We start from the raw sequence: 26,538 nt of genomic DNA on the forward strand, positions 1-26,538 counted from the left end.
CCCGTGACCGGCCCGACCCCGTGACCGGCCCGACCCCGTGACCGGCCCGTGCGGAGCCCCTCCCCCTCCAGCCCGGAGGGGCTCCGCCCGGGCCACCGGGGCTGCCGGGCCCGGCCTGGGCCTACGCTGAACGTATGAACAACCACAGCGGACGTGGCCAGGTGACAGGGCTTCCGGCATGGGACCGGTGCGCGGTCATGGGTGTCGTGAACGTGACCCCCGACTCCTTCTCCGACGGCGGCCGCTGGTTCGACACGACGGCCGCCGTCAAGCACGGCCTCGCCCTCGTGGACGAGGGCGCCGACCTGGTCGACGTCGGCGGCGAGTCCACCCGCCCCGGAGCCACCCGGGTCGACGAGGACGAGGAACTGCGCCGGGTCGTCCCCGTCGTCCGCGGCCTCGCCGCCGAAGGCGTCGTCGTGTCCGTCGACACCATGCGCGCCTCCGTCGCCCGGCAGGCCCTGGCCGTCGGCGCCGCCCTCGTCAACGACGTCAGCGGCGGGCTCGCCGACCCCGGCATGATCCCCGTCGTCGCCGAGTCCGGCGCCCCCTTCGTCGTCATGCACTGGCGCGGCTTCCTGGAGGGCGGCAACGTCAAGGGGGTGTACGACGACGTCGTCATCGAGGTCCTCGACGAACTGCACGCGCGCGTGGACGCCGTGCTCGCCGGCGGCGTCTCCCCGGACCGGATCGTCGTCGACCCGGGTCTGGGCTTCTCCAAGGACTCCGAGCACGACCTGGTCCTGCTCGCCCACCTCGACCGGCTGCACGCCCTGGGCCACCCCCTGCTCGTCGCCGCCTCCCGCAAGCGGTTCCTCGGCCGGGTCCTCGCCGGACCCGAGGGGGCGCCCCCGCCGGCCCGGGAGCGCGACGCGGCCACGGCCGCCGTCTCCGCGCTCGCGGCGCAGGCCGGCGCGTGGGCGGTGCGCGTGCACGAGGTCCGTGCCACGGCCGACGCGGTACGCGTCACACGCGCCATAGAGGGAGCGCGCGCGGCAACCTCCGCGCCCGGCGTGCAGAACCCTCCCCACCGCGCAGAGGGAGCCCGGTGAGCGCCCCCCACACCGACGTCGAGCACGTCGAGGCCGCCAACACCGCCTTCTACGAGGCACTGGAGCGCGGTGACTTCGAGACCGTCTCCGGCCTCTGGCTCACCCCCGCCGACCTGGGCGTCGACGAGGAGTACCACGACCCCGCCGACACCGGCGTGATCTCCTGCGTACACCCCGGCTGGCCGGTGCTGACCGGCCGCGGCGAGGTCCTGCGGTCGTACGCGCTGATCATGGCGAACACCGACTACATCCAGTTCTTCCTCACCGACGTGCACGTCTCCGTCACCGGCGACACCGCCCTGGTCACCTGCACCGAGAACATCCTCAGCGGCGGCCCGGCGCCCGAGGGCAGCCACGAACTCGGACCCCTGGTCGGTCAGCTGGTCGTCGCCACGAACGTGTTCCGGCGCACCGACGACGGCTGGAAGCTCTGGTCCCACCACGCCTCCCCGGTGCTCTCCGAGACCGACGAGGACGAGGAGGAGGACACGCCCTCCTGACCCCGGCGCGCCCGGCGACGCGCCCGTGGACCGACCCCTGCGGCCCATCCGCGCCGAGAAGTGGCTGGAATCACGAACTCGCCGGTAGCCACGGCGACCGGCCCGTGAGCCGCCGGGTTCTCCAGGGAGAACACCCGGTGAACCCTGCCCCACCCGGCGCACGCGCCCGCTCCGTACCCCGGTGCTGACGGTGCCCGCAGGTAGATTCGTGTGTGGCCGGTCCGTCGCCCGCACGCGACGCGACCTCGCCGTCACCGACGATTGCAGGAGTGATTCGCGTGGATCGTGTCGCGCTGCGCGGCCTGAGGGCCCGTGGGCACCACGGTGTCTTCCCCAAGGAGCGCGAGGAGGGCCAGACCTTCCTCGTGGACCTCGTCCTGGGCCTGGACACCCGGCCCGCGGCGGCCGACGACGACCTGGCGAAGACCGTGCACTACGGCATCGTGGCCGAGGAGGTCGTCGCCGTGGTCGAGGGGGAGCCGGTGAACCTGATCGAGACGCTCGCCGAGCGGATCGCCCAGGCCTGCCTGAAGCACGAAGGGGTAAGAGAGGTCGAGGTCTGCGTCCACAAGCCCGACGCGCCCATCACCGTCCCCTTCGACGACGTCACCGTCACCATCACCCGGAGCCGAGTATGACCGCATCCTCCCTGCGCGGGCCCAGCGACCCGACCGTACAGCCGGTGCCCGCCTCCGTCGTCGAACAGGTCGACGCCGCCGACACCACCCTGTCCAACCCCAAACGCGCCGTGGTCGCCCTCGGCTCCAACCTCGGCAACCGCCTGGAGACCCTCCAGGGCGCCGTCGACGCCCTGGAGGACACCCCGGGCGTCCGCATCAAGGCGGTGTCCCCGGTGTACGAGACGGAGCCGTGGGGCGTCGCGCCCGGCAGCCAGCCGTCGTACTACAACGCGGTCGTCATGCTGAAGACCACCCTCCCGCCGTCCTCCCTGCTGGAGCGGGCGCACGCGATCGAGGAGGCGTTCAACCGGGTGCGGGACGAGCACTGGGGTCCGCGCACCCTCGACGTCGACATCGTCGCGTACGCCGACGTCGTCTCCGACGACCCGCGGCTCACCCTCCCCCACCCGCGCGCCCACGAACGCGCCTTCGTGCTCGCGCCCTGGTTCGACGTGGACCCCGAGGCCCAGCTGCCCGGCCGCGGCTCGGTCGCCGACCTCCTGACGGCGGTCACCCGGCACGGCGTGGCAGCGCGCGAGGACCTGGAACTCCGACTGCCCGAGTAGTCGTTAAGGTCGAGACGACCACATCGCTGCGGGGGAGCTGAAGGAAAACAGTGAAAGAGCTGCGGATCAGGGTGCTGGCCGGCGTCTTCGTCGTGGCGGCGGTGCTGTCCTGGGCGGGCGCCCGCCTGTGGAACTCGGTGGGGACCCTGCCCAGCGTGCCGGTGGCCGCCCCGATCGTGCTGGCGCTGATCGCGGTGGTCCTGCTCTCCACGGCGCTCTCGCTGCGCGCCCGGCTCAGGGCCCAGCGCGAGCGCCGCCCCGGCGCCAAGGGCGTCGACCCCCTGATGGCCGCCCGCGCGGTCGTCTTCGGCCAGGCCAGCGCCCTGGTCGCGGCCCTGGTCGCCGGCATGTACGGCGGCACGGGCCTCTTCCTCCTGGAACTCCTGGACATCCCCACCCGCCGCGACCAGGCCCTCTACGCCGCCTTCTCGGTCGTCGCGGGCATCGCCGTCATAGCGTCGGCCCTCTTCCTGGAGCGCGTCTGCAGACTCCCGGAGGACGACGACAACCACCACGGCGGAGCCGAGCCGGTGGCCTGACCCGGCCCGGGGTCAGCGGGCCATGATGAGGCTCATCGCCTCGTTGCGCGTGGCCGCGTCCCGGAGCTGGCCGCGCACGGCCGACGTTATGGTCTTCGCGCCGGGCTTGCGGATCCCCCGCATCGACATGCACATGTGCTCGCACTCGATGACCACGATCACGCCTCGCGGCTCGAGGATCTTCATGAGGGAGTCGGCGATCTGCGTGGTGAGACGTTCCTGCACCTGAGGACGGCGCGCGTAGACGTCGACCAGCCGGGCCAGCTTGGACAGCCCCGTGATCTTCCCGCTCTCCGCCGGGATGTACCCCACATGGGCGACGCCCCGGAACGGGACCAGGTGATGCTCGCAGGTGCTGTAGACCTCGATGTCCTTCACCAGCACCATTTCGTCGTGGCCGATGTCGAACGTGGTGGTCAGGACGTCCTCGGGCTTCTGCCACAGCCCCGCGAAGATCTCCCGGTACGCCCGAGCCACCCGCGTCGGCGTCTCCCTCAGACCCTCTCGGTCCGGGTCCTCGCCGACCGCGATCAGGAGTTCGCGTACGGCGTTCTCGGCGCGTTTCTCGTCGAACTCGCCGATGGTTCCCTCGCCGTCCAGCGTCACGGGGTCGGTCATCTGATGCCTCGTTCCTCAACCGTACGCGTGTGGATCACGCGCCTCATGTGCAGGCATTACCGAAATGCCGCGCCCCCAGGCTAGATCCTGGGGGGCGCGGCATCCATTCCGGGCCGGGTGGGCCGGTGGGGTCAGCTCTCGGGCCGGTCCTCCGGCGCCTGCTCGGTCGCCGGGGCGGACTCGGCCGCCGTGGACTTCACCGTGCTGATCGCCGGCGTCGAGCCGTTCGCCCCGTTGGTCAGTGCGAGCTCCTTGGGGGAGAGCACCGGCGGGCGGGTGGACGGCGTACGGCGGGAGGAACCGGTCCAGGCGGGCCGGGCCGGGCGCTTGACGATGGCGGAGAAGATCTCGGCGATCTCCTCCTTGCCCAGGGTCTCCTTCTCCAGGAGCTGGAGAACGAGGTTGTCGAGGACGTCGCGGTTCTCGACCAGGATCTCCCAGGCCTCGTTGTGCGCGTTCTCGATGAGCTTCTTGACTTCCTCGTCCACCAGGGCGGCGACCTCTTCCGAGTAGTCGCGCTGGTGGGACATCTCACGTCCGAGGAAGGGCTCGGTGTTGTCGCCGCCGAACTTGATCGCGCCGAGGCGCTCGGTCATGCCGTACTGCGTGACCATCGCGCGAGCGGTGGACGTGGCCTTCTCGATGTCGTTCGCGGCGCCCGTGGTCGGGTCGTGGAAGACCAGTTCCTCGGCCGCGCGGCCGCCCAGCATGTAGGCGAGCTGGTCGAGCATCTCGTTGCGCGTGGTCGAGTACTTGTCCTCGTCCGGCAGGACCATCGTGTAGCCGAGGGCGCGCCCGCGGGACAGGATGGTGATCTTGTGGACCGGGTCGGAGTTGGGGGAGGCCGCCGCGACCAGGGCGTGTCCGCCCTCGTGGTACGCGGTGATCTTCTTCTCCTTGTCCGACATGATCCGGGTCCGCTTCTGCGGGCCCGCGACCACCCGGTCGATCGCCTCGTCGAGCATCTGGTTGTCGATGAGCTTGCGGTCGCTGCGGGCCGTGAGCAGGGCCGCCTCGTTCAGCACGTTCGACAGGTCCGCGCCGGTGAAGCCCGGCGTGCGGCGGGCGACCGCCGCGAGGTCGACGTCGGGCGCGACCGGCTTGCCCTTCTGGTGGACCTTGAGGATCTCCAGACGGCCCTGCAGGTCCGGCGGGTCGACCGCGATCTGGCGGTCGAAGCGGCCCGGGCGCAGCAGCGCCGGGTCGAGGATGTCGGGCCGGTTCGTCGCGGCGATGAGGATCACACCGCCCTTGACGTCGAAGCCGTCCATCTCGACGAGCAGCTGGTTCAGGGTCTGCTCGCGCTCGTCGTGACCACCGCCGAGGCCGGCGCCGCGGTGGCGGCCGACCGCGTCGATCTCGTCGACGAAGACGATCGCCGGGGCGTTCGCCTTGGCCTGCTCGAAGAGGTCACGCACTCGGGAGGCACCGACACCGACGAACATCTCGACGAAGTCGGAACCGGAGATCGAGTAGAAGGGCACTCCGGCCTCGCCGGCGACGGCACGCGCGAGCAGCGTCTTGCCGGTGCCGGGGCGGCCGTAGAGGAGTACGCCCTTGGGGATCTTGGCGCCGACGGCCTGGAACTTGGCCGGCTCCTGGAGGAACTCCTTGATCTCGTGGAGTTCCTCGACGGCCTCGTCGCAGCCCGCGACGTCCGCGAAGGTCGTCTTCGGGGTGTCCTTGGTGATGAGCTTCGCCTTGGACTTGCCGAAGTTCATGACCCGGGAGCCGCCGCCCTGCATCTGGTTCATCAGGAACAGGAAGACGACCACGATGAGGACGAAGGGGAGCAGGGAGAGCAGGACGCCGACGAAGGCGTTCTGCTTGGTCGGCGAGACGGTGTAACCGTCGGGGATCTGCTTGTCCTGGTACTTGGTCTGCAGCGTGTTGGCGATGGTCACGCCCTGGTCGCCGATGTAGCTCGCCTGGATCTTCGAGCTGCCGTCGACCTTCTCGCCGTTCTTGAGCGTGACCTTGACGGTCTGCTCGTCACCGGTGGTCAGCTTCGCCGATGCCACCCTGTTGTCGTTGATCGCCGCCACGACCTGGCCGGTGTCCACCGTCTTGTAGCCGCCGGACGAGCCGACGACCTGCATCAACACGACCACGGCAAGGACGGCCAGCACGATCCACATGACCGGCCCACGGAAGTATCGCTTCACGTCCATCCATACGGAGCGGTGTCGCCCCGTCCCTCCTGCCATAGTGAGTTTGATAAGACAGTTCTTCTGACGGTACCCCAGCATGGTGGCCCGAAGCCGCACGAAGCTGCTTCCGACGGCTGGTGAACCCGTCTCTGCATGCTCCAACGGCGCGAAACCCGCTGGGGTTCCCGATCGTCTTACGCAAGTGGACCCTCCGGCGTATCAGCCGGGGTTCAGCCGCCGTAGACGTGGGGCGCGAGCGTACCGACGAACGGGAGGTTGCGGTACTTCTCGGCGTAGTCGAGGCCGTAGCCGACGACGAACTCGTTGGGGATGTCGAAGCCGACCCACTCGACGTCGATGGCGACCTTGGCCGCGTCGGGCTTGCGCAGCAGGGTGCAGATCTTCAGGGTCTCGGGCTCCCGGGAGCCGAGGTTGTTGATCAGCCAGGAGAGGGTCAGCCCGGAGTCGATGATGTCCTCGACGATCAGGACGTGCTTGCCCTTGATGTCGGTGTCGAGGTCCTTGAGGATCCGCACCACGCCGGAGGACTGGGTGCCCGCGCCGTACGAGGACACGGCCATCCAGTCCATGGTGACGGGGGTGGACAGCGCCCGGGCGAGGTCCGCCATGACCATCACGGCGCCCTTGAGGACGCCGACGATGAGCAGGTCCTTGCCCGCGTACTCCGCGTCGATCTTCGCGGCCAGCTCGGCCAGCTTCGCGTCGATCTCTTCTTTGGTGATGAGCACCTGCTGGAGGTCGGCACCCATGTCTTTCGCGTCCACCCGCATCACTTTCGGTCGGTCGTCCCACCGGCCTACCCACCCGCCGGAGGAGCTCTCCGGGAGGTCGGGATTCAGCCTTGCCGAATCACCAGTCTGCCACCCTGCCGCCGGGCGACGACTTTGCCGGGGAGATTGATGGCCCCCTGGCCGCGCCAGCCGGTGATGAGGCGGTCGACTTCCTCGATGTGCCGGGCGAACAGGGAACCGGCCGGGGCGCCCGCCTCGATGGCCGCGCGGCGCAGGATGCGGCGCCGGACGGCGGGCGGCAGGGCGTAGAGCTTCGCGCACTCCAGCATGCCCGTGGCGTCCCGTACGGAGGCCTCGGCCTGGCTGGCCCAGGTGTCGAGGGCGTCGGCGTCGTCGCGGGAGAGCTGGGCGGTGCGGGCGAGGGCCTCGACGACTCCCTTGCCGAGCGCCTTCTCCAGCGCGGGAAGCCCCTCGTGGCGGAGCCGGGAGCGGGTGTACGCCGGGTCCGCGTTGTGAGGATCGTCCCAGACGGGCAGGGCCTGGACCATGCAGGCCTTGCGGGCGGTCTGCCGGTCCAGCTGGAGGAAGGGGCGCCGGTAACGGCCGTCGGCCCCCGAGACCGCGGCCATCCCGGACAGCGAGCGGATGCCGGAGCCGCGGGCGAGGCCCAGCAGGACGGTCTCGGCCTGGTCGTCCCTGGTGTGGCCGAGCAGGATCGCGGTGCCGCCGTGGCGCTCCAGGGCGGCGTCCAGGGCCGCGTAGCGGGCGTCGCGGGCGGCGGCCTCGGGTCCGCCGTCGCGGCCGACGGTCACGGTGATGGCCTCGACCGGGTCGAGGCCCAGCTCGCGCAGTCTCAGGACGACTTCCTCGGCCCGCAGGTCGGAGCCGGGCTGCAGCCCGTGGTCGACGGTGATGCCGCCCGCGCGGACGCCGAGTTTGGGGGCCTCGAAGGCGAGGGCGGAGGCGAGCGCCATGGAGTCGGCCCCGCCGGAACATGCCACGAGGACGAGCGGGGAGGGGGTCCGCTCGTTCGGTGTCTGCTCCGGGATGTCGCCGTAGGGGCGGGCGAGGCGCGCGGTGATGCGCCCGCCGGTGCGTTCGCCGGCGGTACGGCTGAGGCGGCTCTGGTCGGTGAGGATGTCGTGGAGGACGCGGCGGACCGCCAGGCGTATCGCCGCGACCGCAGGATGGGGACCCATGTCCGGTTCCCTTCATGAAGTTTTCGGGGGGTGAGCCCGAGATCGGTCACTCAGAGTGTGTAGATGGTGACAGAAACAGGGCGTTCCCCGAGCATCGCACGCCTACCCATCGCTCACGGTCCCTCGGACGGGTGATTGAAGGGGCGTTCGCCTGCCGGATCCGGCTCACCGGACGCCCCCCGGTTCACGAGTCGGCCTTGCGGTGCACCCGCGCGACCCAGTCCGCCGGTTTGGCGATCTCCGCCTTGGTCGGCAGCGTGTTCGGGGAGGTCCACACCCGGTTGAAGCCGTCCATGCCGACCTGGTCGACGACGCCCCGCACGAAGCGCTCGCCGTCCCGGTACTGGCGGAGCTTGGCGTCCAGGCCGAGCAGCTTGCGCAGGGTCATGTCGAGCCGGGAGGCGCCCTTGGCGCGCCGCTGCTGGAACTTCTCGCGGATCTCCGCGACGGTCGGCACGACGGCCGGTCCGACGCCGTCCATGACGAAGTCGGCGTGCCCTTCGAGCAGGGACATGACGGCGGTGAGCCGGCCGAGGATCTCACGCTGGGCCGGGGTCTGCACCAGTTCGACGAACGACCGTCCGCCGTCGTCCTCCTCGGCCTCGGGCCGCCCGCCCGCCAGCGACTGGGCGGCGTCCCGGACGCGTTCGAGGACGGTCATCGGGTCGACGTCGGTCTCCGACAGGAACGCCTGGATCTCACCTTCCAGGTGGGCCCGCAGCCAGGGCACGGCCGTGAACTGGGTGCGGTGGGTCTCCTCGTGCAGGCACACCCACAGGCGGAAGTCGTGGGGCTGGACGTCGAGTTCGCGCTCCACGTGGACGATGTTCGGGGCGACGAGCAGCAGCCGGCCGCCGCCGTTCTCGTCCGCCGGGAGGTCGCGGGAGGCGGGGGCGAAGGTCTCGTACTGGCCGAGGACCCGGGAGGACAGGAACGACAGCAGCATGCCGAGTTCCACGCCGGTGACCTTGCCGCCGACGGCGCCGAGGACCGCGCCGCCCGGGGTGCCGGAGCGGCGCTCCTGCATCTTGTCGAGCAGGGGTTTGAGCAGTTCGCGGAAGCCGGCGACGTTCGCCTTGACCCAGCCGGGCCGGTCCACCACCAGGACGGGGGTGTCGTGGACGTCGTCGGTCCCCATACGAGTGAAGCCCCGGACGTGTTCCTCCGAGGCTTTCGCGTGTCGTCGCAGCTCCGCGACGATGGCCCGGGCCTCGTCGCGGCTCACCTCGGGTCCCGGCCGCACGAGCCGGGTCGCGGTCGCCACCGCGAGATTCCAGTCGACCATCCCAGAAGAAGCAGCGCCACCGATGCTCGTCATGCGTCAACCGTACGTTAGCGCTCCCCCTTGGGGCAGGCCGTGCGACCGCCGGGACCGGAGCCGGCGGTGCGGGGGCCCTACAGCCCGGCCAGGGCGGTGGCCGTGCGGTCCAGGGCCGCCTGGGCCTCGTGCGGATTCGTCGTGTCCGCGGTCAGGAAGGCGAAGGCCAGCAGCCGGCCGTCCCGGTCGACGAGGGTGCCCGCCAGCGTGTTGACGCCGGTCAGGGTGCCGGTCTTGGCGCGTACGACGCCTGCCGCGCCGTCCGTGTAGCGGCTGGTCAGGGTGCCCGTGAAGTGGGCCACGGGCAGGCCGGTGAGGACCGCGCGCAAGCCCGGCTGGTCGGCGTCGGCGGCCTTGGCGAGCAGCGCGGTGAGGAGGTCCGCGGTCAGCCGGTCGTCCCGGTTCAGGCCGCTGCCGTCGTGGAAGGAGGCGCCGGTCATCGGCAGGCCCAGCCGGGTCAGCCGGGCTTCGACGGCCGCCGCTCCGCCGTCGAAGCCGGCCGGTTTGCCGACGGCCAGGGCGGTCTGGCGGGCCAGGGCCTCGGCGATGTCGTTGTCGCTGTAGGTGAGCATGCGCTCGACGACCGCGGACAGCGGCGGCGAGGCGACGGTGGCGAGGGTGGCGGCCCGGCGGCTCGCCTTGGCCGTGCCGGGGCCCGAGGTCCTGATACCGGCGTCGGCCAGGAATCCGGCGAACTTCTGTGCCGCGTCGGCCGCCGGGTCGGCCGCCCGGCGCGCGGGGCCGCTGGTGGAGCCGTCGGTGCGGGCCTGGTCGGCCATGAGGGGGCTCACGCGCGCGAGGTTCTCGTTGACGCCGATGGGGTGCAGGTCGGGGCCGGTGTAGAGCGAGGTGTCGTAGGACAGCGTGACCTGTTCGATGCCTCGCGCGGACAGGGATTTCGCCGTCTCGGTGGCGAGGGTGCGCAGGCTGGCCCAGTCGCCGGGGTCCCGGCGGGCGGTGAGGGTCGGGTCGCCGCCGCCGATCAGGACGACCTGCCTGGTGCCGGGTTCGAGGACCGCGCGGGTGGTGAAGCGGTGGTCGGGGCCGAGGGCGGACAGGGCGGCGACCGCCGTGGCGATCTTCGTGGTGGAGGCGGGGGTCATCCCCGTGTCGGCGCCTTCGGCGTAGAGGCGTTTCCCAGTGGCCACGTCGAGGACGACGGCGGTGCGGGTGCTGCCGAGCTCAGGGGCGTCCAGGAGGGGCCCCAGGACGCCCTTGAGGGCCGCCGGGGAGATCCCGGCGGGGTTCTGGGTGGAGCCCGCGGTGGGCGCCGACTTCACGGTGTCGGTGCCGCCGCCCAGTCCCGTCAGGACGGGACCGGCACTCGGGGCGGCCCCGGGGTCCGAGCCGGCGGTGCCGGATCCGGTGCCGTGATCTGCGCCACCCGGCCGCTGGAGGGCGGCCGCCCGGTCCCGCTCGGCCGTACGCTGACCGTTGGCGTCCCAGGGGCCCGCCGCGGTCGCCACACCGGCGGCCAGCGCGAGCCCGGCCGTGGTGGCGCCCGCGGTGTACTGCCAGGTCCTGAGGGTCCGAGGACGAGGGGGGCGGACCAGACCGGCCGGCCGGGGTCCGGTCGCGCGCTTGAGCCGGGCGAGCTGTGGTTCCACGGCCTGCCTCAGGCGTGTGACCTGCGGCTTCGTGGCGGCCGTCCAGCGTTGCAGACCCGGTCGCACAGCGGCCGCGAGCCTGCGCACCCGCGGTTTCGCGGCCTGCCAAGGCCTCAGCTCTGGCACGACCACCAGCCCCTTTCGCGATCACACACCAGCGTGAGGGACACTTAATCACCAGAACTATGTGTTGATCATGGAGGAGCCACCGGTGGAGTTCGACGTCACGATCGAGATCCCGAAGGGTTCGCGGAACAAGTACGAGGTGGACCACGAGACCGGTCGGATCCGCCTGGACCGTCGTCTCTTCACCTCGACCGCCTACCCGACCGACTACGGCTTCGTCGAGAACACCCTCGGCGAGGACGGCGACCCGCTGGACGCGCTGGTCATCCTGGACGAGCCCACGTTCCCGGGCTGCCTCATCAAGTGCCGCACGATCGGCATGTTCCGGATGACGGACGAGGCCGGCGGCGACGACAAGCTGCTGTGCGTCCCGGCCACCGACCCGCGTGTGGAGCACCTGCGCGACATCCACCACGTGTCGGAGTTCGACCGCCTGGAGATCCAGCACTTCTTCGAGGTCTACAAGGACCTGGAGCCCGGCAAGTCCGTCGAGGGCGCCAACTGGGTCGGCCGCGCCGACGCCGAGGTCGAGATCGAGCGGTCCTACAAGCGCTTCAAGGAGCAGGGCGGTCACTGAGACTCCCCCGCATCCCAGCTGGGAGAACGGGCCGCACACGCGCGTGTGCGGCCCGTTTTTCGTGCCTCCTGGGGGGCAGTGCGCATACTGAGGCGTAGGTAGCGATGTCGTTCAGGGAGCAATACGGCAGTGACGGAGGCGGAGGACCGCAAGCCCAGGTCGGACGAGGCGCGGTACGACCCGGAGATCACGTCGGAGTTCGCCGTCCCGGCGGGCATCGCGGTCCCGGAAACCGGCACCGAGCCGGAGACGACGTCCGAGTTCGCGGTGCCGGAGGGCTTCCAGGCGCCGCATCCTGCGGCCGGCGAGCCGGAGGGCTCGGCGTTCAGCGTGCCGAGCACCTACAGCGCCTACGACGCCCCGGCCGCCTTCACCCCCGCCTCCGGTTTTCCCGCGGTCAGCCTGGTGAAGGACGCGCCCTGGCAGGACCGGATGCGCACGATGCTGCGCATGCCGGTGGCCGAGCGGCCGGCGCCGGAGCCGGTGCAGAAGGTCGAGGACGGCGGTCCCGCCGTCCCGCGCGTGCTCGACCTGACGCTGCGTATCGGGGAGCTGCTGCTGGCGGGCGGTGAGGGCGCGGAGGACGTGGAGGCGGCGATGTTCGCGGTCTGCCGCTCCTACGGCCTCGACCGGTGCGAGCCGAACGTGACGTTCACCCTGCTGGCGATCTCCTACCAGCCCTCGCTCGTCGACGACCCGGTGACCGCCTCCCGGACCGTACGGCGGCGCGGGACGGACTACACGCGCCTGGCGGCCGTCTTCCGGCTCGTGGACGACCTCACCGACCCCGAGACCCATGTGTCCCTGGAGGAGGCCTACCGGCGGCTCGCGGAGATCCGCCGCAACCGGCACCCGTACCCCGGCTGGGCACTGACCGGCGCGAGCGGGCTGCTCGCCGGGGCCGCCTCCGTGCTGGTCGGCGGCGACCTCCTGGTGTTCGTGGCCGCCGCGGTGGGCGCGATGCTCGGCGACCGGCTGGCGTGGCTGTGCGCGGGGCGGGGGCTGCCGGAGTTCTACCAGTTCATGATCGCGGCGATGCCGCCGGCCGCGATCGGGATCGCGTTCTCGCTCGCCCACGTGGACGTCGCGGCGTCCGCGGTGGTCACCGGTGGGCTGTTCGCGCTGCTGCCCGGGCGGGCGCTGGTCGCGGGCGTCCAGGACGGGCTGACCGGCTTCTACATCACCGCCTCGGCGCGGCTGCTGGAGGTCATGTACTTCTTCGTCGGCATCGTCACCGGGGTGCTGACCGTGCTGTACTTCGGCGTGAAGCTGGGCGGCCGGCTCAATCCGGACGCGACGCTGATCGGCTCCGAACGGCCGTACGTGCAGATCGCCGCGTCGATGGTGCTGTCGCTGACCTTCGCCGTCCTGCTCCAGCAGGAACGGTCCACCGTGCTGGCGGTGACCCTCAACGGCGGTGTGGCCTGGTCCGTCTACGGCGCGATGCACGACACCGGCAAGATCTCGCCGGTCGCCTCCACGGCCGTCGCGGCCGGGCTCGTGGGCCTGTTCGGGCAATTGCTGTCGCGGTACCGGTTCGCGTCCGCGCTGCCGTACACGACGGCGGCGATCGGGCCGCTGCTGCCGGGGTCGGCCACGTACTTCGGGCTGCTGTCGATGGCCCAGAACCACGTCGACAAGGGGCTGGTGTCGCTGGCCAAGGCGGCGTCGCTCGCCATGGCCATCGCCATCGGGGTCAATCTGGGGTCGGAGATCTCGCGGCTGGGGCTGCGGCTGGGGTTCGCGGGGAAGCGGCGGGCCGCCAAGCGGACCAGGGGGTTCTGACGCCGTCGGTGGGGTCGATGGGGTGCGTCGGCGGTGGGCGGGTACGGGTGCGGGTGCGTCGTGGCTTGTCGCGCAGTTCCCAGCGCCTCTACGGGGCGCTTCAGCTCACGGGGCCCGGTACTGCTGTTCCTCGGTGTACGGGTACTGCTGCTGCTCGTTGTAGTAGCCGTTCTGGTCGTAGTACTGCTGCTGCCCGTACTGGGGCTGCTGCTGCGGCCGGCCGTACTGCGGCTGCTCGTACGTCGGCTCGATCCTGCGGAGGCGGGTGGTGGCGTCGTCCATCACCGGGGCCTGCGGGTACTGCTGCTGGAAGGGCTGGAACTGGTGCTCCGGCGGAGCGGGCGGGGCCGCCGCCTCCTTCTTCCCCTTGGAGCGGGCCCGCAGGAACTCGATGACGATCGGGACCACCGAGATGAGGACGATCAGGATCAGGATCGCCTCGATGTTGTTCTTGACGACGTCGATCTTGCCGAGCCAGGAGCCGAGCAGGGTGACGCCGGCGCCCCACAGGACGCCACCGATGACGTTGAACGTCAGGAACGAGCGGTACGCCATGCCGCTGACGCCGGCGATGATCGGCGTGAACGTGCGGATCACCGGCACGAAGCGGGCCAGGATCAGGGACTTCGGGCCGTGCTTCTCGAAGAACTCGTGCGCCTTCGCGACGTTCTCCTGCTTGAACAGGCGGGAGTCAGGGCGGTTGAAGAGCGACGGGCCGACCTTCTTGCCGAACATGTAACCCGCCTGGTCACCGAGGACGGCGGCCAGGCAGATCAGCGCGATGGCACCCCACAGCGGGAAGTGCAGCTGGTGCGAGGTGATCAGCAGGCCGCAGGTGAACAGCAGGGAGTCGCCCGGCAGGAAGAAACCGATCAGCAGCCCGGACTCGGCGAAGACGACCAGGAGCAGGCCCCAGATGCCGAACGAGTCGAGCAGGGTGTTCGGATCCAGCCAACTCGGGCCGAGGGCGAGCGTCATAACGTTCCGGGCTCCTGTGGGATGAGGACACGTCGAGATCCGTGTGCGGGCGCACAAACCTATCAACGTAATGTGTCCGCCCCAGGTTCCACCGGTGGAACCTGGATGCACTGTGCGCCGACCAGCAAGAAGCTGTGGGCCGCCGTCGGCGGCCCCCGGGATCACGCCGCGTGCCGGGTCGCGTTCGCCTCGATCGCCTCCTTCAGGTGTGCGGCGAGGCCCGGGGCCATCGCGTCGTAGAACGCCTTGAAGCGTTCGTCGGCGACGTACATCCCGGCCAGGCAGCGGTGCATGGCGTACGGGCAGTCGTAGAACCACCGCGAGATGTGCAGGCGGTGTTCCTCGGCCATGTCCATGGCCCGTTCGCCGGCCGCCGGCTCGGCCGCGGTCACCAGGGCGGCGTAACGCGCGCCCCAGTCGTCGGCCTCGGCCTTCATCCGCTGCCAGTCGGCCTTGGTGTAGCGGGCCGCGCGGCGCTGCGACTCGGCGTAGGCCTCGGTGCCGCCCCAGCGCTGTTCGGCCTCCTCGGCGTACTGCCCGGGGTCCTTGTCGCCGAAGACCTCGAAGCGTTCCTCGGGGGTGAGGTTGATGCCCATTCTGCGTGCCTCCATGGCGTGTTCCACGGCCTCGGCCATCTTCCGCAGCTTCTCGATCCGGGCGGTCAGCAGGTCGTGCTGGCGGCGCAGCTGCGCGCGCGGGTCCGTGTCCGGGTCGTCGAGCAGGGCCGCGACCTCGTCGAGCGGGAAGCCGAGCTCCCGGTAGAACAGGATCCGCTGCAGCCGGTCGAGGTCGGCGTCGCCGTAGCGCCGGTGTCCGGCGGGGCTGCGTTCGCCCGGGACCAGCAGGCCGATCTCGTCGTAGTGGTGCAGGGTGCGCACGGTGACGCCGGTGAACCCGGCGACCTGTCCGACGGAGTAGCTCACGTCCGCTCCTTTCCGTGCTCCACCCTGGATCCTCACGCCACGTGAGGTGCAAGCCCGTTTCCGTTCCGGATGTTGTGTCGGTTTTGCCCGCTTATGGTGGGCGCGTGGCCCAGGACACCGCGCAGCAGGCGCTCCCCACCCCGCCCTCGGCCCCCGCGCGCGCCCTGCTGCCGCTGATCCTGCCCTCACTCGCCGTCGGGGTCGGCAGCAGCCTGCTGTTCCTGCTGGTGAGCTCACTGGCCGACCGGCTGCAGCACGTGCTGTGGAACAACCTCCCGGACGCGCTCGGCATCGGACGGTACTCGGTGCTGTGGGTGCTGGTGATGCTGACCGCCACCGGGATCGCGGTGGGACTGGTGGTGTGGAAAGTGCCCGGGCACGCGGGGCCCGATCCGGCCACCCTCGGCCTGGAGGCGGTGGCGCTGCCGCCCGCCGTGCTGCCGGGGCTGGTGCTGGCGACCGCGCTGATGCTGGCGGGCGGGCCGAGCCTCGGTCCGGAGAACCCGCTCATCGCCGTCAACGTCGGGCTCGCGCTGTGGCTGGGGCGGCTCGCGATGCCCCGGCTGCCGGGGTCCCTGTGGCCCGCGCTGGCCGACGCGGCGACGCTCGGCGCGCTGTTCGGGACACCGGTGGGGGCGGCCCTGGTGATCTCCGAGGCGCTGGCCGGCAGGCCCCTGAAGGGCGCGCTGTGGGACAACCTCTTCGGGCCGCTGCTGGCCGCCGCGGCGGGCGCGATGACGACCGACCTGCTGGCCCGTCCGACCCTGGACCTCGGGCTGCCCGCGCTCGGCAGGACGCGCTGGCCCGATCTGCTGGCGGCCCTGGTGATCGCCCCCGCGGCGGCGCTGCTCGGCATGTGCGCCGTCCGCGCCTTCCCGTACGTCCACGGCGCCTTCCGGCGCCTCGGGCACCCCATGGTGGCGCTCCCGGCCGGCGGGCTCGTACTGGGCCTGCTGGGGGCGCTGGGCGGTCAGCTGACGCTCTTCAAGGGGCTGGACCAGGTGGCGGTGCTGGCGAAGGACCCGGAGGGCTGGTCGGCGGGGCAGTTCGCCGTGATGACGGTCGTCAAGCTGGCCGCGCTGACCGTGGCCGCCTCCTGCGGTTTCCGCGGTGGCCGGATCTTCCCGTCGGTGTTCATCGGCTCGGCCCTCGGGCTGTGCGCCCACGCCCTGGTGTCCGCCGTCCAGCCGTCGGTGGGCGTGGCGGCGGGTGTCCTGGGCATGCTGTTGGCGATCACCCGGCAGGGCTGGGTGAGTCTGTTCACGGCCGCGGTACTCGTGGCCTCGCCGAGCATCATCGTGTTGCTCTGCATCGCGTCGCTGCCCGCGTGGCTGCTGGTGACCGGGCGGCCGAGAATGCAGTTGCGGGCGGACGGCACCGCCCTGCGCTGATCACGCGCAGCGAACCCAAGTGAACTCTCCCAGGAGGCACCACTCATGCCGCTCCACAAAGGCCCCGAGAAGCACCAAGAGCGAGCGATGTCCGTCAACCCGTTCTTCGGGGAGGCGAACCCGGTCGGCGGCATGACCGAGGCCCCACCCACACACCGGCTGCCGGACGCCCCGCTGCCGCCGAACACGGCGTACCAGCTGGTCCACGACGAGCTGATGCTGGACGGCAACGCCCGGCTGAACCTGGCCACTTTCGTGACCACCTGGATGGAACCCCAGGCCGGCGTCCTGATGCAGGAGTGCCGGGACAAGAACATGATCGACAAGGACGAGTACCCGCGCACCGCCGAACTGGAGCGGCGCTGTGTGGCGATGCTCGCCGACCTGTGGAACGCGCCGGACCCGTCGGCCGCCGTCGGCTGTTCGACGACCGGGTCGAGCGAGGCCTGCATGCTGGCCGGGATGGCGCTCAAGCGCCGCTGGATGCAGCGCAACGCCGACCGCTACCCGGGCAGCGCCCGGCCGAACCTGATCATGGGCATCAACGTCCAGGTCTGCTGGGAGAAGTTCTGCAACTTCTGGGAGGTGGAGGCCCGGTACGTGCCCATGGACGGCGACCGCTACCACCTGGACCCGCAGGCCGCCGCAGACCTCTGCGACGAGAACACCATCGGGGTCGTCGCCGTCCTCGGCTCCACCTTCGACGGGTCCTACGAGCCGGTCGCCGACCTGTGCGCCGCCCTGGACGCCCTCCAGGAGCGCACCGGGTTCGACGTCCCGGTGCACGTGGACGGCGCCTCCGGCGGGATGGTCGCGCCCTTCCTCGACGAGGACCTGGTGTGGGACTTCCGGCTTCCGCGCGTGGCCTCGATCAACACCTCGGGCCACAAGTACGGCCTGGTCTACCCGGGCGTCGGCTGGGCGCTGTGGCGGGACAAGGAGGCGCTGCCCGAGGAGCTGGTCTTCCGCGTCAACTACCTGGGCGGCGACATGCCGACCTTCGCCCTCAACTTCTCCCGCCCCGGCGCCCAGGTGGTGGCGCAGTACTACACGTTCCTGCGGCTCGGCCGGGAGGGCTACCGCGCGGTGCAGCAGACATCCCGGGACGTGGCCACGGGGCTGGCCCGGCGGATCGGGGAGCTGGGCGACTTCCGGCTGCTGACCCACGGCGACGAACTGCCCGTGTTCGCCTTCACCACCGCCGACCACGTGACGGCGTACGACGTCTTCGACGTGTCCCGGCGGATGCGCGAGGGCGGCTGGCTGGTGCCGGCCTACACCTTCCCGGCGAACCGGGAGGACCTGTCGGTGCTGCGGGTGGTGTGCCGCAACGGCTTCTCCAAGGACCTGGCCGACCTGTTCGTCGAGGACCTGACCCGGCTGCTGCCGGAACTGCGCCGCCAGCCGCATCCGTCGACCAGGGACAAGGACGCGGCCACCAGCTTCCACCACTAGCCGCTACGAGCCCTGTCCCTGCCCCTGTTCCAGTGCCACGAGCTCGAAGGCCGTCTTCCCGTCCAGGGACTCGCGGACGAGGTCCGCGTGGCCCGCGTGGCGGGCGGTCTCGCGGATCAGGTGGAGGCAGACCCAGCGCATGGAGACGCTGCCCTTCGGGAACCAGGGGGCCTCGGGGAGCGGGAAGGTGTCGTCGAGGCTGGGGACGGAACGGATGAACTTCTCGGTCTCGGCGGCGACCTGCTCCCAGTACGCCAGCTGCGAGGCCACCGTCTCCTCGCCGACCAGCTGGAAGGTCTCGTGCCAGTTGGACTCGTCGCGCTGGATCGCCGGCGGCTCCTGCTTCGCACGGGCGATCCAGCTCTGCTCGACCTCGGCACAGTGCTTGAGCAGGCCCGCGAGGGACAGCTCGCTCACGCTGGGCTTGCTCGCCGCCTGCTCGTCCGTGAGTCCGAGCAGCGCCCGGCGGATGCCGCCGCGCTGTTCCTCGATGAAGGAGAGCAGTGCTCCGCGCTCGTCGCCCTGTGCTTCCGCGGGAACGTGGGTGACCATGGCCGGCCGCCTTTCCTCGGTGGTGTTTCCCCGACACGACCGAAGCTACGGGCCCTCTAGGACAGATCGCGTCCTAAAGGGCCCGGGTGGCCGGACTCCGGGACCGGAACCGGCTAGAAGGGGAAGCCGCTGCGGCCGTGCTGCACCGAGATCCACTTCAGGGTGGTGAAGGCCTCCAGCGTCGTCTCGCCGTTCAGGCGCCCGATGCCGGAGTTCTTCTCGCCGCCGAAGGGGACCAGCGGCTCGTCGTGCACGGTGCCGTCGTTCACGTGGAACATCCCGGTGTCGATCTTCCGGGCGAAGGCCACGCCCCGCTCGACGTCCCCGGTGTGCACGGCGCCGCTGAGGCCGTAGGGGGTGTCGTTGACGAGCCGTACCGCCTCCTCCTCGCCGTCGAAGGGGATGAGGAAGGCGACCGGGCCGAAGACCTCCTGGCGCAGCAGCGCGGAGTCGGCGGGCACGTCGGTGAGGACCGAGGGTTCGACCAGGTTGTCGGTGGTCGCGCCGCGCACCAGGGCGGTGGCGCCCTCCGCGATCGCCTGCTCGACGGTGGCCGAGATCGACTCCGCCTGCCGCGAGTTGATCACCGGGCCGATGACGGTCCCCGGGTCGCGCGGGTCGCCGGCCTTGAGGGACTTCACCTTGGCGACGAACTTCTCGGTGAACACGTCCGCGATCGAGCGGTCGACCAGCACACGGTTGGCGGCCATGCAGACCTGGCCCTGGTGGACGTACCGGCTGAAGACCGCCGCGTCGACCGCGTAGTCCACGTCGGCGTCGTCGAGGATCACGATGGCGCTGTTGCCGCCCAGTTCGAGCACCGAGCGCTTGAAGAGCCCGGCGCAGACGGTGGCCACGTGCCGGCCGACCTTGTCGGAGCCGGTGAACGAGATGACCTTGGGGATCGGGTGCTCGATGAAGGCGTCGCCGATCTCGGCGATGTCGGTCACGACGACGTTGAGCAGGCCGCCCGGCAGGCCGGCGTCCTCGAAGATCTTCGCGACCAGGGTGCCGCCGACGATCGGGGTGTTCTGGTGCGGCTTGAGCACCACGCCGTTGCCCAGCGCGAGCGCCGGCGCGACCGACTTGAGGGCCAGCAGGAAGGGGAAGTTGAAGGGGCTGATCACGCCCACGACGCCGACCGGTTCGCGGTAGAGGCGGTTCTCCTTGCCGTCCACCGGGGAGGGCAGGATCTTGCCCTCGGGGCGCAGCGCCAGGTGGACCGACTCGCGCAGGAACTCCTTGGCGAGGTGGAGTTCGAAGCCGGCCTTCAGGTGCGTGCCGCCGAGTTCGGCGATGATCGCCTCGGTGATCTCGCCCTCGCGCTCCTCGACGAGGCGCAGCGCCTTCTCGAAGACCGCGCGCCGGGCGTAGGGGTTGAGAACGGCCCACTGCTGCTGGGCGCGCGCGGCGGCCCGGTAGGCCTGATCGATCTCGTCGACCGCGGCTATCGTGATCGAGGCGAGCTTCTCCCCGTCGTACGGGTTGAAGTCGATGATGTCCCAGGAACCGGTCCCCGGGCGCCACTCACCGTCGATGTACTGCTGTGCCAGGTCGGTGAAGTACGACGACATGTGATCCCCAAATCACTAGCAGACGCATGAGCGACATCACGGTCTGATCACGCGTCATCGTACTTGCGTGACCTGCCAGTTGGGGACGGAGAGCGAACTTCTGGGGAGAGCCCTAGGAGAGCTGGAGGAGGCCCCGCAGCAGGTCCCGGCTCTCGTCCGGGCCCGGGCTGTCCTGCTGGAGTTCCTTCAGGGCCAGCTCGTACTGGGCGACGTCCTCGCGTTTGTCGAGGTAGAGGGCGCTGGTGAGCTGTTCCAGGTAGACCACGTCGGACAGGTCCGATTCGGGGAAGCTCAGGATCGTGAAGGAGCCGCCCTCCCCGGAGTGCCCGCCGAAGCTGAACGGCATGATCTGGAGCCGGACGTTGGGGTGCTCGGAGATCTCGACCAGGTGCTGGAGCTGGCCGCGCATCACCTCGCGGCTGCCGTAGGGCCGGCGCAGGGCGGCCTCGTCGAGGACGATGTGGAAGTCGGGGGCGTTCTCGGCCACCAGGTACTTCTGCCGCTCCAGGCGCAGGGTGACCCGCCGTTCGACGTCCGCCTCGCTCGCGCCCTTCATGCCGCGCCGCACCACCGCGCGCGCGTAGTCCTCCGTCTGCAGCAGACCGTGGACGAACTGCACCTCGTACGCCCGGATCAGGTGCGCGGCGCCCTCCAGGCCGACGTAGGTGGGGAACCAGGACGGCAGGACGTCGGAGTAACTGTGCCACCAGCCGGCCACGTTGGCCTCCCGGGCGAGGGAGACGAGCTGCTCGCGCTCGGCCTCGTCCGTGATGCCGTACAGCGTCAGCAGGTCTTCCACGTCCCTGGTCTTGAAGCTCACCCGACCCAGCTCCATACGGCTGATCTTCGACTCGGAGGCGCGGATCGAGTAGCCCGCGGCCTCCCGTGTGATCCCCCGGGCCTCGCGCAGCCGCCTGAGTTGCGAGCCGAGCAGCATTCGCCGCACCACCGATCCGGGCTCTCCCGCGCTCACGTTCGCCAGCCTCCCCAACCGTCCTCAGGGCCCGCAGTCTGCCACTAAAACACTTCGAGCAGTACTCGTCCGGTTACGGAAACGGAAAGAGTCCGCAGTCTAAGCACAGGAAGTGGCAAGCAGGTAGTGAGCCATCGAGGCCAAGTTGGCGGAAAAAATGGCCAAGAAGCGGTACGGGAGGGTCCAATTCGGTCTCGTGCACGTGCATCTGCCCTTGCATCTGCTGTACGCATCCGAAACCATGGTCCCGCGCCACCGCTGCATCGCAACGACCGCGAATTCCCGGGAGTGCCTCGCATGGGGACGAATGGATCGACCATGCTCAAGCCGTTACGGCAGGGCCTTCCGCCGCTTGATCCCGCGGCCGTGTCCGACGCCGCCTCCTGTGCCCTGCCCGCCCGCTACGAAGCGGTGCGCGAGGCCCGGTCGTTCACCCGCACCACCCTCGGCCAGTGGGATGTCGGCGACCGCTTCGACGACGTCTGCCTCGTCGTCTCGGAGCTCGTCACCAACGCGCTGCGGCACGCGGTCCCCGGCGAGAGCGAGCGGTCCGCCGGACCGCAGGCGCCGGCCGTGCGGCTGCACCTGATGCGGTGGTCCGAGCGGCTGGTGTGCGCGGTGCGCGACCCCAGTCACGCGACCCCGGTCCCCGGCGACTCCGACGACTCCTCGGCCGAGTCGGGCCGCGGGCTGTTCCTGGTCGACTCGTTCAGCGACAGCTGGGGCTGGCATCCGCTGGCCGGCACCCTGAACGGCAAGGTCGTGTGGGCGCTGTTCCGGCTCCGGGCGGCGGCCGGGTGACGGGACCCGGCGTCTTCCGACGCCGGGTCTCTACGCGCGTCGCCCGCCACGGCGCCCGCCCTCTGCCCGGGTGCGCCCCGGGCGGGAGCGCGGTCAGCTCACGATCAGGTGGTCGAACTCGCCGTCCTTGACACCGAGGAGCATCGCCTCGATCTCCGCGCGCGTGTAGACGAGGGCCGGGCCGTCCGGGAAGCGTGAGTTGCGGACCGCCACGTCACCGCCCGGCAACCGGGCGAACTCGACGCAGGAGCCCTGCGAGTTGCTGTGCCTGCTCTTCTGCCAGGCCACTCCGTCCAGCTGCGTCGCAGCCATGCCGTTGTACACGTCAAACCCCTCGTACACGCCGTCAACGTCGAGGTCCACAGGTCGCTCCCCGGTGGTGCACTAACTGGCTGATGTGACCAGTGATGCCGTGGTCAACTGACCCGGATCATAACCTTGTTCATGTGCAGATGCATGAGCAAATGCACGTGCACGAGGGGTGGCCCTGCGGTTACAGCTTTGACGCCCGCTTTACCCGACCCGTTCCAGCGTCTGCCCCCGAGCACGCATGACATGCGATCGTCCAAATCGAAACCATCGTGTACATGGAACAGACGCATACGACGGCCCGGGTGTTCCACCGTCCGTGTGTGGGTCCGGTGAGCGAGACCGGCCGCCGCGGCCACAGCGGATCCCTACCCGGCGTACACGAGTCCTCCGGGGAGTGCTGGTAGCTTGCCGCTGTCGCCCGGGCAGCCGGGCGGCCGACCCCCTAGAGCTCGGGAGCGTTGCGGTGACTACGGCTACGGCTACGGCGAGTACGCCCATGGCGCACACGGCTACGACGCGCACGCGAGCGGCTTCGGCCGTACGGCTCGCGGCGGCCGCCGCCGGACTGGCGGGCGCGCTCACGCTGACCGCGTGCAGCGGCGGTGACTCCGGCGGCTCCTCCGCCACCCCCTCCGGGACGTCGTCCGCGACCGCAACCGCCTCCACGGGCTCCGGCAGCGCCACGGCCTCGTCCGACGTGCTGCAGGGCAGCTGGATCACCACCAGCGGCGGCAAGATCGTCGCCCTCGTGGTCACCGGCAGGCAGGCCGGGCTCTTCGAGACCGGCGGGGCGGTGTGCAGCGGGACCGCCGGCGAGGAGGCCGGGATGCGGATGATCCACCTCAGCTGCACGGACGGCAGCAAGGACCGGGTCACCGGAATGGTCGACACGGTCAGCAAGGGCAGCATGAAAGTCACCTGGTCAGGAAAATCCGGTGCGGAGACCTACACCAGGGCGGAGGGCGGCAAGCTGCCGTCCGGGCTGCCCACGGCGAACCTCGGGCGATAAGGCCCTCTCCGGCGGCCCGGGCCCGCTCCCGCCGGGCCGCGCGGGCCGGCGGGAGCACGCCGGGGAACGCTCGACGACGGGGCCGGGCGAGCGGCACCGGGCCGCGGGCGTGATGATGCTGGGACACCGTCACGACCTCGATGGGGATCTGCTCATGCGCGCCATTCCGCTCACCGTCACCGCCCTCGCCGCCGCCCTGGCCCTGACCGCCTGCGGCAGCGGCGGCTCAGGGAGCAACAGCAAGAACGGCTCGGCCTGTGAGATCGGCAAGGTCTCCGTCCAGGTCGGCCCCGCGAGCGTCGCGCCGGCCGCGGGGGACACCGGCGAGGTGCCCGTGAGCCTCACCAACCAGAGCGCGCCGTGCACCCTGGACGGGTTTCCCGGCGTCACGCTGAAGGCGGGCGGCACGTCCGCGACGGTCCCGGCGCAGTCGGGCGCGAAGACCGACAAGCTGAAGCTCGCCAAGGGCGACTCCGCGACCTTCTCGATCAGCTACGTGCGCGGCAAGGACGGCGACAGCGCGAGCCTCGCGGCCACCTCCGTCACGGTGTCCCTGCCGGGGAGCGACGCGACGCAGAGCTTCCCGTGGAAGTACGGCGCGGTCGCGGGCAAGGGCGGCGCGGCGGAGAAGCCGAACGCGACGGTGAGCACCTTCCAGCAGGCAGGAGACTGACGAACGGGCCGCCCGCGCGACGGGGGCGAGCAGACCAGCCCGCCGAACGGTGCACGGACGGCACCCGGGGCCGCCCGCGCCGGGGGCGAGCGGGTGCGGCGCGCGACGGGGGGCAGCGCTTGCGGCGCGCGACGGCGTACGAGCGGGTGCGGGTGTGACGAGGGCGAGCGGGTGCCGCGCGTGGACCGGCAGGGGTTCGCTGGGTGGGCGCCCGCCGCGGGAGTCCCGGGCGGCCGGGGCGGCCGGCGTGCGGGTTCTGGGGGTTCGCCAGGTGTGGGGGGCGGCCGAGGGGGTGCTCCGGGTTCGCACGGGCGGCTGCCGGTGCGGGGGCGGCCTGCGGTCTCCGGAGGCCGGTTACTGCGGGAGTCGGGGGTGGGCGCCGACCTGGGCTCGGTCGGCGGCTCTCGTGCCCTCCGTCCAGCCCGCCTCGTCGGTCACCCCGCGCAGGCGGGACGTGGTCGTCTCGGGGAACATCTGCTCCAGGCGGTCGGTCACGGCCAGCTCCCTGCTCGCCAGGACCGGGAGCAGGTCCGCCGTCGCTGCGGCCCCGGTCACGGCCGACTCCGCGACGGCGGCCAGCCGGTCGCCGACCCGGTGGGCGTAGGCCGCCAGGAAGGACTGCCGGAAGGTCTTCGTGCGCCTGCGGCCGCCCGCCCGCTGTGCCGCCTCCGCCTTCGTCATGGCGTGGGTGGCCTGCACCAGCAGGGAGGTGTAGAGCAGTTCGACCGCCTCCAGGTCCGCCTCGAACCCGACGACCGTGGAGAAGGCCAGCGGCTCGTTCCACACCGCACGGCAGTGGTTGGCGGTGGCGACCGCGTCCAGCAGCACCGCCTTGGCCTGCTCGTACGGCGGCTCGACCGCTATCCGGCAGGCGCCGGGCGCGTGCGGTGCGGGTGCCCCCGCGGCGAGCAGCGCCTCGTCGACGCTGTGCCGGGCCATCAGCTCCTGCGCCTTGGCGCTGAGCGCCTCCGCCTCCTCCGGGTACCCGGTCGCCTCGGCCTTGGCGAGCAGCGCCCGGATCCGGCTGAGCATGCGCGACTCCGGCCGGTGCGGGTCCGCGCGGGTGCCCGGCTCGTCGAGCGGCTCCAGGGCGGGCAGCCGCAGCAGCAGCCGGTACAGCTCCAGGACGGCGGTGGCGTGCGAGAAACGGTCGCCCACGCGCGCGGTGCCGTCGGGCAGCGCGTCGAGCTGGGCCTTCCAGCGGGGGCCGCGCGGGCGGTCGTCCGGCACCTGCGCCCTGATGAGTGCGGCGGCGAGGCGGACGTGCGGGTCGTTCAGCTCGCGCCGTACCAGTCGTACGACGTCGGCGGGCTGCCAGCCGCGCCGCCAGGCCGCCGCGACGAACTCACGGCCCCGGCGCTCGAGTTCCGCGTCCGCGGCGGAGTCGGCCGCGAGGAGGGACGCGCCCGTGTCGAGGCCGGAGTCGGTGCCATCGTACAGGGCGGTCTGGAAGGCTCGGTCGACGGTGCTGGGCTCGCTGCTGGTCACCCGTCGATCGTGCCATGCCGCACGGACAGCGGGCGGCGGCCGTCCACACCCTGTGGACAACGACGGCCGTACGGTTTTCCACCCCCCGTTCCACTTCCACCGCACAGGATGTCAACTTCGGGTTGACACTCGACTGCTGTCAACTTACGGTTGACACATGGCGACCAACCCGAACATCACGGCATCCGTACGCCTCGACGACCTCATCGCGGCGATCAAGAAGGTCCACCCCGAACCCCTCGACCAGCTAGAGGACGCGGTGATCGCCGCCGACCACCTGGGCGACGTGGCCGACCACCTGATCGGCCACTTCGTCGACCAGGCCCGGCGCTCGGGCGCGTCCTGGACCGAGATCGGCAAGAGCATGGGCGTGACCCGGCAGGCGGCCCAGAAGCGCTTCGTCCCCAAGGAGTCGGCCGACCTCGACCCCAACCAGGGCTTCAACCGCTACACCCCCCGCGCGCGGAACGTGGTCATGGCGGCGCACAACGAGGCGCTCGCGGCCCGCAACCCGGAGGGCCGCCCCGAGCACCTGGTCCTCGGCCTGCTCGCCGAGCCGGACGGCCTCGCGGCCAAGGCGATCCTCGCGCAGGGCGTCCTGCTGGACACCGTGCGCCAGACGGCGGCGGCCGCTCTCCCACCGGCCGCGGACGAGGTCCCCGACCTCGTCCCGTACGGCCCCGAGGCCAAGAAGGCCCTCGAACTCACCTTCCGCGAGGCACTGCGCCTCGGCCACAACTACATCGGCACCGAACACCTGCTGCTGGCCCTCCTGGAGCACGAGAACGGCGACGGCGTCCTCAGCGGCCTCGGCATCACCAAGCAGGCGACCGAGGCGTACGTCGCCCAGGCGCTGGCCCTGCTGGTGGAGCAGCGCGGTGGGGCGGCGGAGGCGACGGACGCGGCCGGGCCGGAGGCGGGAGAAACCGGCTGAGAGCAG

The 26,538-nt window shown here is 71.2% G+C and carries 26 protein-coding genes; 13 read left to right on the top strand and 13 right to left on the bottom strand.

Going from position 1 to position 26,538, the window contains the following annotated elements:
* Positions 1-134 precede the first annotated feature (134 nt).
* The 5 genes from folP to AB0G52_RS11190 all read left to right on the top strand — a co-directional run bounded on the left by folP (position 135) and on the right by AB0G52_RS11190 (position 3,337).
* Positions 135-1,052, top strand: a complete 918-nt coding sequence (folP, locus tag AB0G52_RS11170; protein WP_361335901.1) for a dihydropteroate synthase — start codon at positions 135-137, stop codon at positions 1,050-1,052.
* A complete protein-coding gene (locus AB0G52_RS11175) occupies positions 1,049-1,552 on the top strand; it encodes a nuclear transport factor 2 family protein (protein ID WP_132889409.1) in 504 nt (167 codons plus the stop codon). The genes folP and AB0G52_RS11175 overlap by 4 nt, the downstream gene beginning before the upstream one ends.
* 278 nt (positions 1,553-1,830) lie before the next feature.
* A complete protein-coding gene (gene folB, locus AB0G52_RS11180; protein WP_046730900.1) occupies positions 1,831-2,190 on the top strand; it encodes a dihydroneopterin aldolase in 360 nt (119 codons plus the stop codon).
* Entirely contained in the window at positions 2,187-2,798 is a 612-nt protein-coding gene (folK, locus tag AB0G52_RS11185; protein ID WP_132889411.1) for a 2-amino-4-hydroxy-6-hydroxymethyldihydropteridine diphosphokinase, read from the top strand. Before folB ends, folK begins: the two co-directional genes overlap by 4 nt.
* Positions 2,799-2,848: 50 nt before the next feature.
* Positions 2,849-3,337, top strand: coding sequence for a DUF3180 domain-containing protein (locus AB0G52_RS11190; protein WP_361335904.1), 489 nt, complete (start codon positions 2,849-2,851; stop codon positions 3,335-3,337).
* Between the two features lie 12 nt (positions 3,338-3,349).
* Here the strand turns inward: AB0G52_RS11190 and folE are convergent, their stop codons facing one another.
* The 6 genes from folE to dacB form a co-directional block, all read right to left on the bottom strand.
* Positions 3,350-3,955: a GTP cyclohydrolase I FolE gene (folE, locus tag AB0G52_RS11195; RefSeq protein WP_132889415.1), complete on the bottom strand. Its 606-nt coding sequence runs from the start codon at positions 3,953-3,955 to the stop codon at positions 3,350-3,352.
* 131 nt (positions 3,956-4,086) lie between these two features.
* Positions 4,087-6,126 (bottom strand): ATP-dependent zinc metalloprotease FtsH, encoded by a 2,040-nt coding sequence (ftsH, locus tag AB0G52_RS11200; RefSeq protein WP_132889417.1) that lies wholly within the window; start codon positions 6,124-6,126, stop codon positions 4,087-4,089.
* A 209-nt stretch (positions 6,127-6,335) separates the two neighbouring features.
* Positions 6,336-6,896 carry a hypoxanthine phosphoribosyltransferase gene (gene hpt / locus AB0G52_RS11205; RefSeq protein ID WP_046730905.1) on the bottom strand — a complete coding sequence of 187 codons (561 nt, stop codon included), beginning with the start codon at positions 6,894-6,896 and terminating at the stop codon, positions 6,336-6,338.
* Positions 6,897-6,961: 65 nt separating this feature from the next.
* Entirely contained in the window at positions 6,962-8,056 is a 1,095-nt protein-coding gene (tilS, locus tag AB0G52_RS11210; RefSeq protein WP_132889419.1) for a tRNA lysidine(34) synthetase TilS, read from the bottom strand.
* Positions 8,057-8,240: 184 nt separating this feature from the next.
* Positions 8,241-9,374 carry a zinc-dependent metalloprotease gene (locus tag AB0G52_RS11215; protein ID WP_132889421.1) on the bottom strand — a complete coding sequence of 378 codons (1,134 nt, stop codon included), beginning with the start codon at positions 9,372-9,374 and terminating at the stop codon, positions 8,241-8,243.
* A 77-nt stretch (positions 9,375-9,451) separates the two neighbouring features.
* Positions 9,452-11,113: a D-alanyl-D-alanine carboxypeptidase/D-alanyl-D-alanine-endopeptidase gene (dacB, locus tag AB0G52_RS11220; RefSeq protein ID WP_361335909.1), complete on the bottom strand. Its 1,662-nt coding sequence runs from the start codon at positions 11,111-11,113 to the stop codon at positions 9,452-9,454.
* Between the two features lie 79 nt (positions 11,114-11,192).
* On the opposite strand from dacB, the gene AB0G52_RS11225 reads away from it, so the two are divergent.
* Together AB0G52_RS11225 and AB0G52_RS11230 are read left to right on the top strand one after the other, a co-directional pair.
* Positions 11,193-11,684, top strand: a complete 492-nt coding sequence (locus AB0G52_RS11225) for an inorganic diphosphatase (RefSeq protein WP_361336205.1) — start codon at positions 11,193-11,195, stop codon at positions 11,682-11,684.
* Positions 11,685-11,813: 129 nt separating this feature from the next.
* The gene (locus tag AB0G52_RS11230) at positions 11,814-13,469 is read left to right on the top strand and encodes a threonine/serine exporter family protein (protein ID WP_132889422.1); all 1,656 of its coding nucleotides are present in this window, start codon (positions 11,814-11,816) and stop codon (positions 13,467-13,469) included.
* A 105-nt stretch (positions 13,470-13,574) separates the two neighbouring features.
* Here the strand turns inward: AB0G52_RS11230 and AB0G52_RS11235 are convergent, their stop codons facing one another.
* Together AB0G52_RS11235 and AB0G52_RS11240 are read right to left on the bottom strand one after the other, a co-directional pair.
* Complete coding sequence (locus AB0G52_RS11235) at positions 13,575-14,447, bottom strand: VTT domain-containing protein (protein ID WP_361335913.1); 873 nt, start codon at positions 14,445-14,447, stop codon at positions 13,575-13,577.
* Between the two features lie 161 nt (positions 14,448-14,608).
* A complete protein-coding gene (locus AB0G52_RS11240; protein WP_132889425.1) occupies positions 14,609-15,370 on the bottom strand; it encodes a MerR family transcriptional regulator in 762 nt (253 codons plus the stop codon).
* 104 nt (positions 15,371-15,474) lie between these two features.
* Between AB0G52_RS11240 and AB0G52_RS11245 the strand changes: the two genes are divergently transcribed.
* Together AB0G52_RS11245 and AB0G52_RS11250 are read left to right on the top strand one after the other, a co-directional pair.
* On the top strand, positions 15,475-16,761 hold the full coding sequence (locus AB0G52_RS11245; protein WP_132889427.1) for an ion channel protein: 1,287 nt from the start codon (positions 15,475-15,477) through the stop codon (positions 16,759-16,761).
* A 45-nt stretch (positions 16,762-16,806) separates the two neighbouring features.
* Complete coding sequence (locus AB0G52_RS11250) at positions 16,807-18,216, top strand: glutamate decarboxylase (RefSeq protein ID WP_132889429.1); 1,410 nt, start codon at positions 16,807-16,809, stop codon at positions 18,214-18,216.
* Between the two features lie 3 nt (positions 18,217-18,219).
* On the opposite strand, the gene AB0G52_RS11255 is transcribed toward AB0G52_RS11250, so the two are convergent.
* The 3 genes from AB0G52_RS11255 to AB0G52_RS11265 all read right to left on the bottom strand — a co-directional run bounded on the left by AB0G52_RS11255 (position 18,220) and on the right by AB0G52_RS11265 (position 21,279).
* Complete coding sequence (locus tag AB0G52_RS11255) at positions 18,220-18,768, bottom strand: DinB family protein (protein ID WP_361335917.1); 549 nt, start codon at positions 18,766-18,768, stop codon at positions 18,220-18,222.
* Positions 18,769-18,881: 113 nt separating this feature from the next.
* Positions 18,882-20,342 carry an aldehyde dehydrogenase family protein gene (locus AB0G52_RS11260; protein WP_132889433.1) on the bottom strand — a complete coding sequence of 487 codons (1,461 nt, stop codon included), beginning with the start codon at positions 20,340-20,342 and terminating at the stop codon, positions 18,882-18,884.
* 112 nt (positions 20,343-20,454) lie between these two features.
* Entirely contained in the window at positions 20,455-21,279 is an 825-nt protein-coding gene (locus AB0G52_RS11265) for a Scr1 family TA system antitoxin-like transcriptional regulator (RefSeq protein ID WP_132889646.1), read from the bottom strand.
* A 354-nt stretch (positions 21,280-21,633) separates the two neighbouring features.
* Between AB0G52_RS11265 and AB0G52_RS11270 the strand changes: the two genes are divergently transcribed.
* Positions 21,634-22,116 carry an ATP-binding protein gene (locus tag AB0G52_RS11270; RefSeq protein ID WP_132889437.1) on the top strand — a complete coding sequence of 161 codons (483 nt, stop codon included), beginning with the start codon at positions 21,634-21,636 and terminating at the stop codon, positions 22,114-22,116.
* A 93-nt stretch (positions 22,117-22,209) separates the two neighbouring features.
* Here AB0G52_RS11270 and AB0G52_RS11275 read toward each other — a convergent pair whose 3' ends face one another.
* Positions 22,210-22,479 (bottom strand): DUF397 domain-containing protein, encoded by a 270-nt coding sequence (locus AB0G52_RS11275; RefSeq protein ID WP_046730917.1) that lies wholly within the window; start codon positions 22,477-22,479, stop codon positions 22,210-22,212.
* A gap of 445 nt (positions 22,480-22,924) precedes the next feature.
* Here AB0G52_RS11275 and AB0G52_RS11280 point away from each other — a divergent pair, with 445 nt between their 5' ends.
* Positions 22,925-23,437 carry a hypothetical protein gene (locus tag AB0G52_RS11280; protein ID WP_207921746.1) on the top strand — a complete coding sequence of 171 codons (513 nt, stop codon included), beginning with the start codon at positions 22,925-22,927 and terminating at the stop codon, positions 23,435-23,437.
* Positions 23,438-23,591: 154 nt separating this feature from the next.
* Positions 23,592-24,110: a DUF4232 domain-containing protein gene (locus AB0G52_RS11285; RefSeq protein ID WP_132889439.1), complete on the top strand. Its 519-nt coding sequence runs from the start codon at positions 23,592-23,594 to the stop codon at positions 24,108-24,110.
* Positions 24,111-24,464: 354 nt separating this feature from the next.
* Here the strand turns inward: AB0G52_RS11285 and AB0G52_RS11290 are convergent, their stop codons facing one another.
* The gene (locus AB0G52_RS11290) at positions 24,465-25,598 is read right to left on the bottom strand and encodes a DUF2786 domain-containing protein (RefSeq protein WP_361335923.1); all 1,134 of its coding nucleotides are present in this window, start codon (positions 25,596-25,598) and stop codon (positions 24,465-24,467) included.
* Positions 25,599-25,755: 157 nt separating this feature from the next.
* Here AB0G52_RS11290 and AB0G52_RS11295 point away from each other — a divergent pair, with 157 nt between their 5' ends.
* Entirely contained in the window at positions 25,756-26,532 is a 777-nt protein-coding gene (locus tag AB0G52_RS11295) for a Clp protease N-terminal domain-containing protein (RefSeq protein WP_361335926.1), read from the top strand.
* Positions 26,533-26,538 lie beyond the last annotated feature (6 nt).

Origin of the sequence: Streptomyces sp. NPDC021562 (assembly GCF_040640875.1) — a bacterium.
GTDB lineage: Bacteria > Actinomycetota > Actinomycetes > Streptomycetales > Streptomycetaceae > Streptomyces.

Coding starts and splice junctions, on each gene's coding strand:
- folK (WP_132889411.1), top strand. CDS start 2,187: ATGACCGCATCCTCCCTGCGCGGGCCCAGCGACCCGACCGTACAGCCG.
- AB0G52_RS11295 (WP_361335926.1), top strand. CDS start 25,756: ATGGCGACCAACCCGAACATCACGGCATCCGTACGCCTCGACGACCTC.
- hpt (WP_046730905.1), bottom strand. CDS start 6,896: ATGCGGGTGGACGCGAAAGACATGGGTGCCGACCTCCAGCAGGTGCTC.
- ftsH (WP_132889417.1), bottom strand. CDS start 6,126: ATGGACGTGAAGCGATACTTCCGTGGGCCGGTCATGTGGATCGTGCTG.
- AB0G52_RS11215 (WP_132889421.1), bottom strand. CDS start 9,374: ATGACGAGCATCGGTGGCGCTGCTTCTTCTGGGATGGTCGACTGGAAT.
- AB0G52_RS11280 (WP_207921746.1), top strand. CDS start 22,925: ATGGCGCACACGGCTACGACGCGCACGCGAGCGGCTTCGGCCGTACGG.
- AB0G52_RS11260 (WP_132889433.1), bottom strand. CDS start 20,342: ATGTCGTCGTACTTCACCGACCTGGCACAGCAGTACATCGACGGTGAG.
- folP (WP_361335901.1), top strand. CDS start 135: ATGAACAACCACAGCGGACGTGGCCAGGTGACAGGGCTTCCGGCATGG.
- AB0G52_RS11235 (WP_361335913.1), bottom strand. CDS start 14,447: ATGACGCTCGCCCTCGGCCCGAGTTGGCTGGATCCGAACACCCTGCTC.
- AB0G52_RS11250 (WP_132889429.1), top strand. CDS start 16,807: ATGCCGCTCCACAAAGGCCCCGAGAAGCACCAAGAGCGAGCGATGTCC.
- AB0G52_RS11285 (WP_132889439.1), top strand. CDS start 23,592: ATGCGCGCCATTCCGCTCACCGTCACCGCCCTCGCCGCCGCCCTGGCC.
- AB0G52_RS11270 (WP_132889437.1), top strand. CDS start 21,634: ATGCTCAAGCCGTTACGGCAGGGCCTTCCGCCGCTTGATCCCGCGGCC.
- folE (WP_132889415.1), bottom strand. CDS start 3,955: ATGACCGACCCCGTGACGCTGGACGGCGAGGGAACCATCGGCGAGTTC.
- AB0G52_RS11255 (WP_361335917.1), bottom strand. CDS start 18,768: ATGGTCACCCACGTTCCCGCGGAAGCACAGGGCGACGAGCGCGGAGCA.
- tilS (WP_132889419.1), bottom strand. CDS start 8,056: ATGGGTCCCCATCCTGCGGTCGCGGCGATACGCCTGGCGGTCCGCCGC.
- AB0G52_RS11265 (WP_132889646.1), bottom strand. CDS start 21,279: ATGCTGCTCGGCTCGCAACTCAGGCGGCTGCGCGAGGCCCGGGGGATC.